General features: G+C 65.4%; 14 protein-coding genes and 1 tRNA gene. 4 read left to right on the forward strand and 11 right to left on the reverse strand.

Annotated elements, in window-relative coordinates; genetic code table 11:
- Positions 1–12: 12 nt before the first annotated feature.
- Positions 13–972: an extracellular catalytic domain type 1 short-chain-length polyhydroxyalkanoate depolymerase gene (locus tag D4766_RS02515; RefSeq protein WP_199798098.1), complete on the forward strand. Its 960-nt coding sequence runs from the start codon at positions 13–15 to the stop codon at positions 970–972.
- Positions 973–1,068: 96 nt separating this feature from the next.
- Here the strand turns inward: D4766_RS02515 and D4766_RS02520 are convergent, their stop codons facing one another.
- The 7 genes from D4766_RS02520 to D4766_RS02545 form a co-directional block, all read right to left on the reverse strand.
- Positions 1,069–1,860: an SDR family NAD(P)-dependent oxidoreductase gene (locus tag D4766_RS02520; RefSeq protein ID WP_120716028.1), complete on the reverse strand. Its 792-nt coding sequence runs from the start codon at positions 1,858–1,860 to the stop codon at positions 1,069–1,071.
- Positions 1,857–3,044, reverse strand: a complete 1,188-nt coding sequence (locus tag D4766_RS02525; RefSeq protein WP_120716029.1) for a zinc-dependent alcohol dehydrogenase — start codon at positions 3,042–3,044, stop codon at positions 1,857–1,859. The genes D4766_RS02520 and D4766_RS02525 overlap by 4 nt, the downstream gene beginning before the upstream one ends.
- On the reverse strand, positions 3,041–3,700 hold the full coding sequence (locus tag D4766_RS02530) for an SRPBCC family protein (RefSeq protein WP_120716030.1): 660 nt from the start codon (positions 3,698–3,700) through the stop codon (positions 3,041–3,043). The genes D4766_RS02525 and D4766_RS02530 overlap by 4 nt, the downstream gene beginning before the upstream one ends.
- Before the next feature lie 112 nt (positions 3,701–3,812).
- Complete coding sequence (locus D4766_RS13690) at positions 3,813–3,983, reverse strand: hypothetical protein (protein WP_162935631.1); 171 nt, start codon at positions 3,981–3,983, stop codon at positions 3,813–3,815.
- A 226-nt stretch (positions 3,984–4,209) separates the two neighbouring features.
- Positions 4,210–5,772: a DHA2 family efflux MFS transporter permease subunit gene (locus tag D4766_RS02535; RefSeq protein WP_120716031.1), complete on the reverse strand. Its 1,563-nt coding sequence runs from the start codon at positions 5,770–5,772 to the stop codon at positions 4,210–4,212.
- Complete coding sequence (locus D4766_RS02540; protein WP_120716032.1) at positions 5,772–6,938, reverse strand: HlyD family secretion protein; 1,167 nt, start codon at positions 6,936–6,938, stop codon at positions 5,772–5,774. Before D4766_RS02540 ends, D4766_RS02535 begins: the two co-directional genes overlap by 1 nt.
- Complete coding sequence (locus D4766_RS02545) at positions 6,935–8,425, reverse strand: efflux transporter outer membrane subunit (RefSeq protein ID WP_120716033.1); 1,491 nt, start codon at positions 8,423–8,425, stop codon at positions 6,935–6,937. The genes D4766_RS02540 and D4766_RS02545 overlap by 4 nt, the downstream gene beginning before the upstream one ends.
- Here D4766_RS02545 and D4766_RS02550 point away from each other — a divergent pair.
- Positions 8,424–9,122: a TetR/AcrR family transcriptional regulator gene (locus D4766_RS02550; RefSeq protein ID WP_162935632.1), complete on the forward strand. Its 699-nt coding sequence runs from the start codon at positions 8,424–8,426 to the stop codon at positions 9,120–9,122. The two genes, D4766_RS02545 and D4766_RS02550, sit on opposite strands and share 2 nt — an antisense overlap.
- 68 nt (positions 9,123–9,190) lie before the next feature.
- Here D4766_RS02550 and D4766_RS02555 read toward each other — a convergent pair.
- Positions 9,191–9,281: transfer RNA gene (locus D4766_RS02555), tRNA-Ser, on the reverse strand.
- 82 nt (positions 9,282–9,363) lie between these two features.
- Here D4766_RS02555 and D4766_RS02560 point away from each other — a divergent pair.
- Both D4766_RS02560 and D4766_RS02565 read left to right on the forward strand, forming a co-directional pair.
- Positions 9,364–9,813 carry a metallopeptidase family protein gene (locus D4766_RS02560; RefSeq protein ID WP_407701500.1) on the forward strand — a complete coding sequence of 150 codons (450 nt, stop codon included), beginning with the start codon at positions 9,364–9,366 and terminating at the stop codon, positions 9,811–9,813.
- A 38-nt stretch (positions 9,814–9,851) separates the two neighbouring features.
- On the forward strand, positions 9,852–10,808 hold the full coding sequence (locus tag D4766_RS02565) for a peptidylprolyl isomerase (protein ID WP_120718012.1): 957 nt from the start codon (positions 9,852–9,854) through the stop codon (positions 10,806–10,808).
- On the opposite strand, the gene D4766_RS02570 is transcribed toward D4766_RS02565, so the two are convergent.
- The 3 genes from D4766_RS02570 to D4766_RS02580 are packed head-to-tail and all read right to left on the reverse strand — an operon-like array spanning position 10,805 to position 13,723.
- Positions 10,805–11,257 carry a tRNA (cytidine(34)-2'-O)-methyltransferase gene (locus D4766_RS02570; protein WP_120716036.1) on the reverse strand — a complete coding sequence of 151 codons (453 nt, stop codon included), beginning with the start codon at positions 11,255–11,257 and terminating at the stop codon, positions 10,805–10,807. The two genes, D4766_RS02565 and D4766_RS02570, sit on opposite strands and share 4 nt — an antisense overlap.
- An 8-nt stretch (positions 11,258–11,265) precedes the next feature.
- On the reverse strand, positions 11,266–11,625 hold the full coding sequence (locus tag D4766_RS02575; protein WP_120716037.1) for a VOC family protein: 360 nt from the start codon (positions 11,623–11,625) through the stop codon (positions 11,266–11,268).
- Between the two features lie 7 nt (positions 11,626–11,632).
- Complete coding sequence (locus D4766_RS02580; RefSeq protein ID WP_120716038.1) at positions 11,633–13,723, reverse strand: RelA/SpoT family protein; 2,091 nt, start codon at positions 13,721–13,723, stop codon at positions 11,633–11,635.
- Between the last annotated feature and the right edge of the window lie 36 nt (positions 13,724–13,759).

Raw genomic sequence — 13,759 nt, forward strand, 5'->3', positions numbered from 1 at the left:
GGAGAGAGGGCCATGAAGCCTAGGATAAGGACAGTTCTCGGATCGCTTACCGCGGCGGCGCTCGCATCTGCCCCGATGCCGGCCACCGCTGCAGGGACATTGACCCAGGTGACCGGTTTCGGTTCGAACCCCGGCAACGTACTGATGTACGAATACGTGCCAGCCAACCTTACCGCCGGTCGTCCGCTCGTGGTGCTGATCCACGGTTGCTCCCAGTCGACAGCCGACATGGACGCGGAAACCGGCTGGACGAAGTGGGCCGATCAGATGGGTTTCGCGCTGCTATTCCCGCAGCAGCAGTCGGCCAACAACAGCAGCAAGTGCTGGAACTTCTTCGTCAAGAGCGACTACCAGCGTGGCGGAGGCGAGCCGCTTTCGATCAAGCAGGGTATCGACTGGGCCATTGCCCACCACGCATCGGACACCCGCCGCGTTTTCGTGACCGGACTGAGTTCCGGTGCCGCGATGACGAACGTGATGCTGGCCGTCTATCCCGAAGTCTTCGCCGCCGGAGCGCCGGTGGCCGGCGTACCGTTCAAATGCGCGACGACCGTCGGTTCGTCGCTCATGTGCAACGCGGGTACCGTCGGCAAGACGCCGGCTCAATGGGGCGATCTCGTTCGCGGTGCGACGACATGGCGCGGGCCATGGCCGCGGGTATCGATCTGGCATGGCACGAACGATCTCACCGTGAACGTTGCGAACCTCGCCGAAACGATGGAGCAGTGGACCAACGTTCACGGGACGGATCAGACCGCCGACACCAGCGACACGGTCTCCGGCTACCCGCACAAGGTCTATCGTAATGGAGCGGGCGCCGCCGTCGTGGAAACATTCTCGATCACTGGGATGGGGCATGGACAACCGGTGGATCCGGGTACCGGCACGACCCAGTGCGGCAGCGCGACCGGTTACAACCTCGATGCGGGAATTTGTGCCTCGTACAACATCGCGCGATGGTTTGGCCTCTAACAGCAGCGGGTTGAAAGGTCCCAACTCCGGAGACCGATAAAACGTCCGGTCCCCTCAAAGCCCTCATCAATCCCTGTCAAACGTCGACGCGATGCATCATTCGTCGTGCGGCTTTGCCATCTTGCGATGCATCTGGGCCAGCACCGTATCGGGAATGATCCCCGCGAATGCGTCCTGGATCTTGTTCATGAGGCCGCTCACCGTGTGCGCTTCGCCGTCGATCAGAGCATCGTAGCCGTCCTTCGCCACTTTGGCGGGATCAGCCTTGCTGTCGCTTTCGCCGGCGTCGGTATTTTCCATGTCCGCGCGGTCGAAGAACTCGGTGTCGGTCACGCCCGGCATCAGGCAGGTGACGACGACGTCGGTGTCCTTCAACTCGTTGCGCAAGCCGAAACAGAAGTAGTCTACGTAGCTCTTCGTGCTGTTGTAGACGAGCTGGAACGACCCCGGGATGTGGCCCGCGATCGAGCCGGTCACCAGGATCCGCCCTGCATTGCGCGCGCGCATGCGCTGGCCAATCTGGTGGATCAGCCACGTCGTCCCGGTGACATTGGTATGGATCACATGGGCGATGTCCTTCCACTCCTGGTCGAGAAACGCATCGCCGAGCCCGTGGCCTGCGTTGGCGAGCAGCGCGTCGACCGCGCGATCGCCGATCGCGCCCATCAGGGTCTTAAGCCCCTCGGGCGTCGCAAGGTCGGCCTGTACCGTCTCGACCGAAGCCGCGCCGGCGGACTTCGCCGCGGCTTCGCCTTCGCTCAGATCGCGATCGGCCACCAGCAGCAGATCGCAGCCATCCTTCGCAGCCAGTCGGGCGAGCTCGAGCCCGATCCCGCTGGATGCGCCGGTCACCACTACGAACCCGCTCAGCTTGTCGACCTTGCTCATGCCGCCTTCTCCATCCCGGGCTTCAGGACGACCTTGGTCCAAGTGTCCTGTTCCTCCTTGAAGTTCTTGTAACCGGTCGGCGCCTCTTCGAGCGGCAGGCGATGGCTGATCAGGAACGTTGTATCGAGCGTGCCGTCCTCGATCTTGGCCAGCAGGTCCTTGGTGTACTTTTGGACGTGAGTCTGACCGCCGCGGATCTGGAGGCCCTTCTCCATCATCGCGCCCAGCGGCCACTTGTCGACCATTCCGCCATATACGCCGGGGATGGATACCTTGCCGCCGAACCGCACCGCCAGGATCGCCTGCTTCAGCGCGCTCGCCCGGTCGGCACCGATGCCCACCTTCTGCTTCACCACGTCGATCATGTTATCGACCGCGAAGCCATGCGATTCCATGCCCACCGCGTCGATCACCGCGTCGACGCCGATCCCGCCGGACATTTCCATCAGCGCCTCGCGCACATCGCTTTCGCGGAAGTTGATGATTTCCGCGCCCAGTTTCCGGGCGAGTTCGAGACGGTGCGGATAGTGATCGATCGCGATGACCTTGGCCGCACCCATCACGATCGCGGATTGGATCGCGAACAGGCCGACCGGGCCGCAGCCCCATACCGCAACCGTATCGTCCGGCTGGATGTCGGCGTTCTCCGCCCCCATCCAGCCGGTAGGCAGGATGTCCGACAGGAACAGGACCTTGTCGTCGTCGAGATGGTCGGGAACGACGATCGGTCCCACGTCGGAAAACGGCACGCGGACGTATTCCGCCTGACCGCCGGAATATCCGCCGGTGAGATGCGAATATCCGAAAAGCCCGCTCATCGGCTGGCCGTAGAGCGTCGCCGACATGTCCTGCTTTTCGACGGGGTTCGAGTTGTCGCAGGCCGAGTACTGCTGGCTCTTGCAGTGGAAGCAGCCGCCGCACGCGATCGTGAACGGCACTACCACGCGCTGGCCCTTCTCGAGCGTCGAGTCCTTGCCGGTCTCCACGACCTCGCCCATGAACTCGTGGCCGAGTACGTCGCCGGGTTTCACGCCGGGGATAACGCCGTCGTAGAGATGGAGATCGGAACCGCAGATCGCCGTGCTGGTGATCTTGATGATCGCGTCGCGCGGATTGATGATCTCGGGATCGTCGACAGTGTCGACCCGCACATCCTTGGTCCCATGCCAGGTCAGGGCTTTCATGCTGCATTCTCCTGCTTGGCGGCGCGGGTCTGGTCGGGGGTGCGGGCGGAAGTGGCGATCTCGCCCGCTTCCATCAGCATCTTGAAGCGCTTGAGGTCGTGGCGCGCCTGGATTTCCGGTTCGCGCAGGAACATCTTCGCGATCGCCCGGCCCAGTTCGCCCGCGGGCGGCTTGTAGGCGACGATCAGTCCGACACGCGTACCGCGCTCGCCCGGGGCATCTTTGAAAGTGACGCGACCTTCGGTATCGATGTCCGACCCCTCGACCGATCGCCACGCGATCAATTCGCCGTCCTTCTCGCTCACGACTTCGGTCTTAACCGCTACCGTGCGGCCGGCTGGGGCCTTGATATGCCATGTCGCCGTGCCCGCCTTCGCGTCGTCGACCTCGATCTTTTCGAGGTTCTCCATGAAGGCGGGGAGGTTCTCGAAATCGCGCCAGAAAGCGAACAGTTCGGTACGCGGCTTGCGAATGGTGACAGTCCGGCCGACGACGTCGTAGTCCCCGAAGCGGCCGCGGCGGGCGGCAAAGCCGGGCGCATCATCGGACGCTCTGCCCTTGCGCGTCTTTGCCGACAGGACGGACCCGAGAGCCAAGCCTCCGAGTGCCAGTCCCACAGCAACTGCTGCGCCGCCTGTGCTTTTCGTTCGGTCCATCTTGTCGTCCTTTTTCTGCAGACTGACTGCCTGCGTTCTCGACTCTGTTCGGTCTGGATGGGCGCGTGAAGACATGCGCGAAACCATCCGGATTAGCATGATGCTCGAACTGTCAGACCGGGGTGTCCCCGCGATCCGGATACTGCTCGGGATTGACGGAGCTCTGGTTCTTCACCGCCTGCCGGTTTTCCTTCTGCAGCGCGGGATCCCTCGTAACCTTCCCCCCGGCGGCGTCCCTCTTTTTGGGTCCACCTTCTCCAACGGTCTTGTCGGTGTCACTCACGCTTCGATCCTTTCATTTCAGGATGCCGACTGCGAAGTAAGCCGTCGCCGACCCTTACATTCAGAAGGATTGCGCGGACCGATCGTTCCATCGGGCAACCTTGATCAACCCACGTCCGGGCGTTTCCACGCCGCAAGCTGAATTCAGAAACGCTCGGGGTCGGACCAGCGGCTGCCTGATCCGGGATCAGAGCCAGCCGCTTCGGGCTTCGCTCTCGGAACGAAGTCTAGTGGGCAGCACTCGTATCCACGTTTGTCGGGGGTTTGGGCGCAAGCCACACGGTGGCGGCGGCAATCACAAATGCGACCGCGATGATCTGGAACACATGTTCGGTCGCCAGCATGGTTGCCTGTGCCTCCACCTGCCGCCCGAATGCCGCCACCGCAGCCGAATGATCGAGCCCACCACGCTCCATCGTCGCGATCGTGCTCGCCGCGTCGTTTGCGGCGCCCGCCAGTGCGGTCTGGTCGCTGCGGCCGAGGTCGCCCCACACCGTGGTGTAGATCGACGTACCCATCGCCGCTGCCAGCGAGCGGGCGAAGCTCAGGATGCCGGCGGCAGACGCGGTTTCCCGCGGCTCCACCGCGCCCAGGCTGATGACGGTGATGGGCACGAAGAACGCTGTCATGCCGACACCCTGCAACAGCTGAGGCAGCATGATGACGAAGAACGTCGAATCCGTCGTCCAGAAGGATCGCAGCACGCTCATCGTGGCAAGCCAGCTCAGTCCGAGGAACACGAGCAGGCGCGGATCGAACTTCTTCATCAAACGCGGGATCAATGGTGCCGTCATCACCGCAAACAGGCCGTTGACCCCGGTCGCGATGCCGGCCTGTGTGGCGGTGTATCCCATCCATTGCTGCAGCCACTGGGGGGTGATGACGACGGTGGCGAAGAAACTGCCGAAGCCGAGCGCCATCGTCACCACGCTGGCGGCAAAACCGCGATGGCGGAATACCGAGATGTCCACGATCGGGTTGCGGTCGGTCAATTCCCAAATGAGAAACGCGGCGAAACCCACGATCGCGACCACCGCGCAGGCGACGATCAACGGAGACCCGAACCAGTCCGATTCCGCGCCTTTGTCGAGCATGAACTGAAGCGCGCCCACCCATACGACCAGCAGCGCCAGGCCCATCTTATCGATCGTGACCTTATCCTCCTTGCCGGTATCGTGCCCCCGCAGGAGAGTGACGACGCCAAAGAAACACAGCGCCACGACCGGGATGTTGATGAAGAAGATCCACCGCCAGGTCGTGTGATCGCTGATCCAGCCACCCAAGATCGGGCCGACGATCGGTGCCACGACGGTCGTCATTGCCCAGAGCGCCATGGCCGCCGGGCGCTGCTTCGGCGGGAAGATCGTCAGCAACATCGTCTGGGTAAGCGGCATGAGCGGGCCGCCGGCAAAGCCCTGCCCCAGCCGGAACAGCACCAGCAGCCCGAGGTTCGGGGCGAGCCCGCACAAAGTCGAGAAGACGCCGAACCCCAGCAAGGACGACAGGAAAACGCGCAGGGCGCCGAACCGCTTGACCAGAAATCCCGTCAGCGGGACGCAGATCGCTTCGGCGACCGAATAGCTGGTGACGACCCACGTACCCTGGCTGGCCGAAACGCCGATACCGCCGGCGATGTGCGGGATCGATACGTTGGCCACCGTCGTGTCGAGCACGACAATGAAGTTCGCGAGCGCGAGCGTGAGGCCCGCCAGGATAAGTCGCGACCCGGTAAGCGGGGCGCTGCCGGAATGCGGACCGATGTCGGGTGTCGCTCCGGCGCGGGGTGCCATCAGTCGCCGCCCGCGACGTCGATTTCGGCGTCCATCGACAAGCCGACGCGAAGGGGGTGAGCGGCGAGTTCCTTCGGGTCGAGCGCGATCCGAACCGGCAACCGCTGTACCACCTTGATCCAGTTGCCCGACGCGTTCTGAGCGGGAATCGGTGCGAAGGCGGCGCCGGTGCCCCCGGCAAACCCGATGACGCGACCGTGGAAGACGACGTCTCCGCCATAGAAGCTGGACGTCAACGTCGCGGCCTGGCCGACCCTGACCTTGCCGAGCTGGTTCTCCTTGAAGTTCGCGTCGACATAAAGCTGGCCGACTGGAACCACGGTCATCACCGGTGCTCCGCGCTGCACCATCTGTCCGACCTGGGCCGACAACTGTGCGACAACTCCGTCGACCGGTGCGCGCACGACCGTCCGTTCCAGGTCGATGCGCGCAGCCTCCAGCGCCGCGGCGGCCTGCTGCACTGCTGGCGCGCTGTCGACCGAACTGCCGGTGATCGGCGCAAGGGTTGCGGCCCGATTGGCGATCGCGGCCTGGCGCTGGCGCTCCTGCTGCGCGACCGACGCGGAAACCTGCTCGACCCGAGCCCGTGCGGTCTGCACGGCAGCGGCTGCCGCCGTCACCTCGTCGGCGGACACCGCGCCGGTCCCCTGCAATGCGCGGCGCCGATCGTAGTCGACTTGCGCCTTCGCTAGTTCGCTGCGCGCCGCGGAAAGCTGCGCGCGGGCCTCAGTCACCATGGCACCCTGGGCGGCCGCCTGCTGCCACTGCGCCCGGCCCTGGGCCTGCACCGCGTCGTAGCCCCGGCGCGCCGCCAGCAAGTCGGCACGGGCCCGGTCGAACGCGATACGCTGGTCGGTATCGTCGATGCGCAGCAGAACCTGCCCCTTCTTGACCGTCTGGGTTTCAACGACCGGAACGGCGACGATCTGGCCCGCTACGAGCGGGGTGACCATCGCGTTTTGACCCTGCACGTAGGCGTTGTCGGTCGAGACCGTACGGGTCCCGATCACGAGTTCGTATGCAAGCCATATGGCCCCGAGCACCACTACGACCACCGCCAGCTTAATGAACAGGCCGCGCCGTTTCGAGGTGGGAACGACAGGCTCCTGACCGTCGGCGGGCGTATCGTTCGGTTCGGCCAAGGGGGATGCGGACGTTTCTGTCATGGGCGTTTACCCCGGGGTACGGGCGCGTCCCCCCGGGCATCGGCATAACCGCCGCCCAGCGCGCGCACGAGTTGGATGTCTGTCAGCAGAAGGCGCGACCGCGTTTGGAGCGCGGTCCTCTGCGCATCGATCATCGCGGTCTGGGCCGACAGGACGTCGAGATACGTCGTCAGACCTCCGCGATAGCGAATATCGGCGAGGCGATAGGCATCGGCAGCCGCACTCGCGGCCCGCTCCGCTTCCCGCGTCTGTTCGTCCACGCTCGACCGGCTGGCGAGCGCATCGGCCACTTCCTTGAGAGCCTCGACCACGGTCGCGTCGTACTGCGCGACCAGTTCGTCGTATCGGCCCCCGGTCTGTTCGAGATTGCCGCGCAGCGCGCCGCCGTCGAAGATCGGCAGGCTGATCGCTCCGGTCGTTTGCCCGAAGTCGCTTCCGCGATCGAAGAGGTTGGCGATCCCGAGCGACATGAACCCCAGCAGCCCGCGCAGGCTGATGTCGGGCATGAACGCGGCCCGCGCTTCGTCGATCCGGCTGCCTTGCGCCTCGACCCGCAACCGCGCCGCCACGATATCCGCCCGGCGGCCGGCTAGCGCGATCCCGGCGTCTGCGGGAAGCGGTATGCGCGCGAACGGACCGACAGCTTTCGGCCGCTCGATGGCGAGGCCGCGGTCAGGTCCCGCGCCCAACAAGGCCGCCAGGACGTTGCGCTGGAGCGCGATGCGCTCCTCGTTCGCCTCGAGCGCCGCAGCCGCGCCTGCGGCGGCGGCTTCCGCCTGCCGCTGTGGGAGTTGGCTGTCGAGACCGCCAGCATACCGCTTGGCATAGAGCGCGGCGCTCGCCTCTCGTACCTCGACCGCTTGGACCAGGAAGTCATCTTCGAGATACAGGACGCCCAGCGTGGCATAGGTTTCCACGACATTGCTTTGCAGGGCGAGCGCCGCCTGCCGCGCATCGACTTGTGCGGCCAGCGCGTCGGATGTCGCCGCAGCCAGCGCCGCGCGGTTGCGACCCCACAGATCGAGGTCGAAGTCACCGTTGAGGGCGAGGCTGCCATAGCTTTTCCAGCCCTTCGGTACGAACTGTGCCGGGATGCCGTTGTTGTAGCTCTGCTTCTTCAAACCGCCTTCGCCGGCGAGGCCGAATTGCGGCGATCCGGCGGCGCCCGCCCGGCGCACCAAGCCCTCTGCCGTGCGCACACGGGCGGCGGCCTCGGCGACGGTCGGCGAGTTGGCCACGGCCTCGTCCACCAGGGCATTCAACTGGGCGTCGCCGTATCGCTGCCACCAGCGATCGTGCGGCCAAGCGTCGGCGATCGGTCCAATGGAAAGGGACTTCCGGCTCTCGAGTTGTGCGGGCGTGCTCAGGACAGGGCGTTCACCCCCGTCCGGAGCCGCACACCCGGAAAGCACGACCGCCAGCGCCAGCGAAGCGAAACGGGTTCGCCTCCACTCCGACAGTCTCGTCCGCGAGATGAAGTTCGTCATGTCCACCCTGACCCGCCGCTCGGTGACAACGGTTCCGAATCGCAATTGGTCAACGGGCGTTGAATTAGTCGCGCGTTTGCGGAAGTCAACGCTCGTTGATATACGTTCGCGCATGACACCACCGAAACGATCGGCCGACGACACCCGGGACCGGATCCTGGCCGCCACCCGCCAACTCTTCGCCAGCAAGGGTTTCGACCGGACCACGATCCGCGCGATTGCGGCCGAGGCCGGATGCGACCCGGCGCTGGTCATTCGCTATTTCGGGTCGAAGCGCGATCTGTTCACTGCCGCGGTCCAATCCCCGCTGGAAACGTTTCCCGATGCCCATTCGGGCGAACGAGCCGACCTCGTCTCGGTTGCCGAAGCGCTTCTCGAAAACTGGCACACGGACCGCACGTTCTTCGGCCTGCTTCGCGCCGCCGCTTCCGATGACAGGGCTGCCGACCTGATGAGGCAGTTTTTCGAGAACAAGGTTCGCCCGCATCAGTCGCGGGTAACCGGGCTGCCGCCCGATCAAGCGGCGCTGTTCGGGTCGATGCTGGTCGGCATCGCTTTCGCCCGCGAGGTCACCAAAATACCACCGATCGCCAACATGACCTCAGGCGAATTGGCCGGGATGCTCGGCGATGTCATGGCGTCGTGCCAGGTCACGCGGACAACCGGGAATGCTCGGTCCGCCGATGTCAGATCATAGATGCGACGTCGGTTGACCTCATAGCCACCAATGACGCCGAGATCCTACATTTCGCTTGTTTCGAAGGCTGGCGGAGCGGGAGGGATTCGAACCCTCGATACGCTTGTGACGTATACTCACTTTCCAGGCGAGCGCCTTCGACCACTCGGCCACCGCTCCGCTTGAGCCTGATCGGATCGCGGGAAACACGAGCCGTGAATCAGGCGATCCTTTAAATCGCACTGGAAGCGCGCCCCTAGCCATGTGCTGGCGGGCTGACAAGCGCGGGCGGCGCGCCCATATCGCAGCGATGATGCGAAAGTTCGGCACCCCGCCCTCCCCAGCAGAGTTCGAGGCCATCGCCCGCGCCGCGCTGGCCCGCTTGCCGGCAGAGTTCGCCGCACACACCGGCGAGGTGGTGATGAGCGTCGAGGATTTTGCCGACGCGGAAACGCTCGCCGCGATGGGGATCGAGGACCCCTTCCAGCTGACCGGCCTGTTCGAAGGCATCGGCATGACCGAACAGTCGATCGAGATGTCGGGCCAGATGCCGAACCGGGTGCGCCTGTTCCGCCAGCCGATCCTCGACGAATGGATCGCCGACGGGCACGACCTCGAACACCTGATCGCGAACGTCGTGATCCACGAGATCGGCCATCACTTCGGGCTGAGCGACGACGACATGCATGCGCTGGAGGATCAGGCGGACTAGTCTTGTGTTCGTACGCATTCATGGCACAACCCATGCTCATGAAAGCGACCTTGATCCTTGCCGCCGCGCTGCTTGCCGCCCCCGCCCTCGCCCAACAGGCGGAGGCGCCCGCCGCGCCCTCCCCCGGCGAGATCGTCTCCGCAGCACCGCTGAGCGAATGGATGGCCATCGCGCCCGAGGACCTGCTGGTGATGGATCTCGCGCCGGATGCGCGCGGCAAGGCGCGCCGTGTCGTCATCCAGCTCATGCCGCCGCCGTTCAGCCAGCCGTGGGTCGCGAACATCCGTACGCTGGCGAAGGCGCAATGGTGGGACGGCCTCGCGATCGTGCGGAGCCAAGACAACTACGTCGTCCAGTGGGGCGACCCCGACGGGGAAGACGCGGCCAAGGCAAAAGCGCTGCCGAAGGGGATGCAGCCGACTTCGGAAAGCGACTATGTGGCTCCTTGGGCGGTCGCCGCGCTAGCCCCGCCCCCGGCGGGAGTGACCTTCGATGCCCGCGCCCTGCCGGACCCCTTCGCTCGACAGGCCGGTGTTCACAAGGGTTGGGCCATCGCGGACAACGCCCTCGAGGCATGGCCCGTCCACTGCTACGGAAGCGTCGGCGTGGGCCGCGGAATGTCACCGGACGCTGGCACCGGCGCGGAGCTTTATAGCGTAATCGGCCATGCGCCGCGGCATCTCGATCGCAACATCGCGGTGGTCGGACGGGTGATAGAGGGGATCGAGCATCTCTCCACCCTGCCGCGTGGCACGGGGCCGCTGGGCTTCTACGAAACGCCCGAGGAGCGCACCGGCATCGCCGCGATCCGGCTCGGCAGCGATGTGGAAGGCTTGCCCGCTTACCAGTACCTCTCGACCGAGAGCGACACTTTCGCCCGCTACGCCGAGGCGCGCGCCAATCGGCGCGATCCGTTCTTCATCGTGCTCGCGGGCGGAGCGGACGTGTGCAACATCCCGGTACCCATGCGGCAGGTACCGGCGAGCGAAGGCTAACCCGGCAGCCCTCCCGTCTGCCGAAGCGCTTCGCCCATCACCAACGCAACCGACGAGGCGAGGTTCATCGAGCGGACCTCGGGGCTCATCGGAATGCGCAGCCGTTCGTTGCTGGCATCGAAGACGTGCGGCGGCACGCCCGCGCTTTCCTTCCCGAACAGCAACACGTCGCTCGGCGCGAACGCGAAATCGTAGGGTGATTGCTCGGCTTTGGTGGTGAACAGCACCAGCCGCGCCGCGCCGATCGTTTCGCGAAAGGCGGCAAAGCCCGCGTGCCGCACGATTTCGACGTGATCAATGTAATCCATCGCGGTGCGCCGCACGCGCCGGTCGTCCCATGCAAAGCCCATCGGTTCGATGAGATCGACCGCGACGCCCAGACACGCGCCAAGCCGCAGCACCGCGCCGACATTCCCGGCGATCTCGGGTTCGAACAGCGCGACGCGCATGGCGGCGGTTAGAGCTTCTGCATCAGTTCGATGCGGTTGCCGAACGGGTCGTGCACGTCGCCGCGCTCGTAGCCATCGAGCGGCGTGCCTTCGGCAAAGATCACACCCGCGTCGGTCAATCGTGCGCGGAGCCCGGCAAGGTCGGCGACGAGCAGCGCCGGGTGCTCCTTCTTCGCGGGGCGGAAGGGGTCTTCGACACCAAGGTGGAGATGCACCCCGCCCGCCTCGAACCAGCAGCCCCCGCGCTTGACGAGACCGGCCGGCTTCGGCGTTTCGGCAAAGCCCAGGACGTCGCGATAGAAGCCCCGCGCCGCGTCCTCCCCGCCCCGCGGCATCGCCAGTTGCACATGGTCGAGCCCGACGATCATCGGGTAATCACAGCCGCTCGGCCTGCGCGACGGAATCGTTGGCCCTCAGCGCGCTGATGATGCGGGTGAGGTGCGCGAGGTCCTGCACCTCCAGTTCCACATCGTAAGTCGAGAATGGCGGGTCGCGCTGGCTTTGCGCCAGGGCGACGACGTTGGAATGGTTCTGGTTGAAGATCGCCGCCATCTCCGCAAGCGTGCCGGGCCGGTCGTAGAGGATGACCCTGATCCGCCCGATCGCGCCGTGGCTGCCCTTGCCCCAGTTGAGGTCGATCCAGTCGCTGTCGATCCCGCTGGCGAGTTCGAGGCAGTCGATCGCGTGCACCTCCACCGGCTGGCCTTCGCGGCGCAGGCCGACGATGCGGTCGCCCGGCACCGGCCGGCAGCATTCGGCCAGGCGGAATCCGACGCCGGGGGTCAGCCCGCGGATCGAGATCGCCTTTTCCTGCTTGGCCCACTGCCCGTCTTCCTCGAGCCCCGCGGTGCTGCCGGGAACCAGTGCTTCCATCACCCGGTGGTCGCTCAGCTTGTTGGCGCCGACGAGGAACATCAGCTCGTCCTCGTCCTCCAGGTCGAGCCGCTTGACCGCCTCGCGCACGGCCTTCTTGCCGATCTTGGCGGGCACGCGGCCGGCAATCTCGTCGAACAGCTTGGCGCCGAGGGCGGCGACCTCCTCGCGCTCCTTGAGGCGGACCGAGCGGCGGATCGAGGCCCGCGCCTTGCCGGTGGCGACGAAGCCCAGCCAGCTCATCTGCGGCTCGGCGGTCTTGGCCTTGATGATCTCCACCACGTCGCCGTTGTTGAGTACCGTGCGCAGCGGCATATGCCGCCCGTTGATCTTCGCGCCCACGGTCTGCGCGCCGAGTTCGCTGTGCACGGCGAAGGCGAAGTCGACCGGCGTCGCGCCCTTGGGCAGCTGGAACAGTGCGCCCTTGGGGGTGAAGGCGAAGATGCGGTCCTGGTAGACCGCCATCCGCGTATGCTCGAGCAGCTCCTCGGCGTCGTGGCTGGCGTCGACGATCTCGATGAGGTCGCGCAGCCAGCCGACCTGCCCGTCGGGGCGCTCGTCTTGCTTGTAGGCCCAGTGCGCGGCGAGGCCGAACTCGTTGGTCCGGTGCATCTCCTTGGTGCGGATCTGCACCTCCACCCGCATGGCGTTCTCGTAGACGAGACTGGTGTGCAGGCTGCGGTAGCCGTTCGATTTCGGCGTAGAGATGTAATCCTTGAAGCGGCCCGGGATGAATTGCCACGTGGTGTGCAGCACGCCCATCGCGGCGTAGCAATCCGCCTCGCTTTCGGCGATGACGCGGAAGGCCATGATGTCGGTGACCTGTTCGAAGCTGACGTGGCGTTCGGCCATCTTGCGCCAGATCGAATACGGGTGCTTTTCGCGGCCCGAAACCTCGACCTTGAGGCCGTTCTCCGCCAGCGCCTGCTTGATCGCCAGCGCGATCGCGTCGACCTGCCCGCCGTCCTGCGCCCTGATCTGCGCGAGCCGGCCGGTGATGGTGGCGTAGGCTTCGGGCTCGATCTGTTCGAACGCGAGCATCTGCATCTCGCGCATGTATTCGTACATCCCCACCCGTTCCGCGAGGGGGGCATAGATGTCCATCGTCTCGCGGCTGATGCGCTGCCGTTTTTCCGGCGACTTGATGTAGTGCAACGTGCGCATGTTGTGCAGCCGGTCGCCCAGCTTCACCAGCAACACGCGGATGTCCTCGCTCATCGCGAGCAGGAACTTGCGCAGGTTCTCCGCCGCCCGCTCGTTCTCGGGCATTGCCTCGATCTTGCTGAGCTTGGTCACCCCGTCGACCAGCCGCGCGACATCGCCGCCGAACAGTTCCTCGACCTCGTCGATCGTCGCCAGCGTGTCTTCCACCGTGTCGTGGAGCAGCGCGGTGATGATCGTTTCGAGATCGAGCTTGAGGTCGGTCATCAGCCCCGCGACTTCGACCGGGTGGCTGAAATAGGGGTCGCCGCTGGCCCGCTTCTGCGTGCCGTGTTTCTGCACGGTGTAAACGTAGGCGCGGTTGAGCAGCGCCTCGTCGGCGTCCGGATCGTACTCCTTGACCCGTTCGACCAGTTCGTACTGCCTCAGCATCGCGGATCTAGATGGGGTCAACCGCTACGGCGCTGC

It is taken from the genome of Tsuneonella amylolytica, assembly GCF_003626915.1.
Taxonomy (GTDB): Bacteria; Pseudomonadota; Alphaproteobacteria; order Sphingomonadales; family Sphingomonadaceae; genus Tsuneonella; species Tsuneonella amylolytica.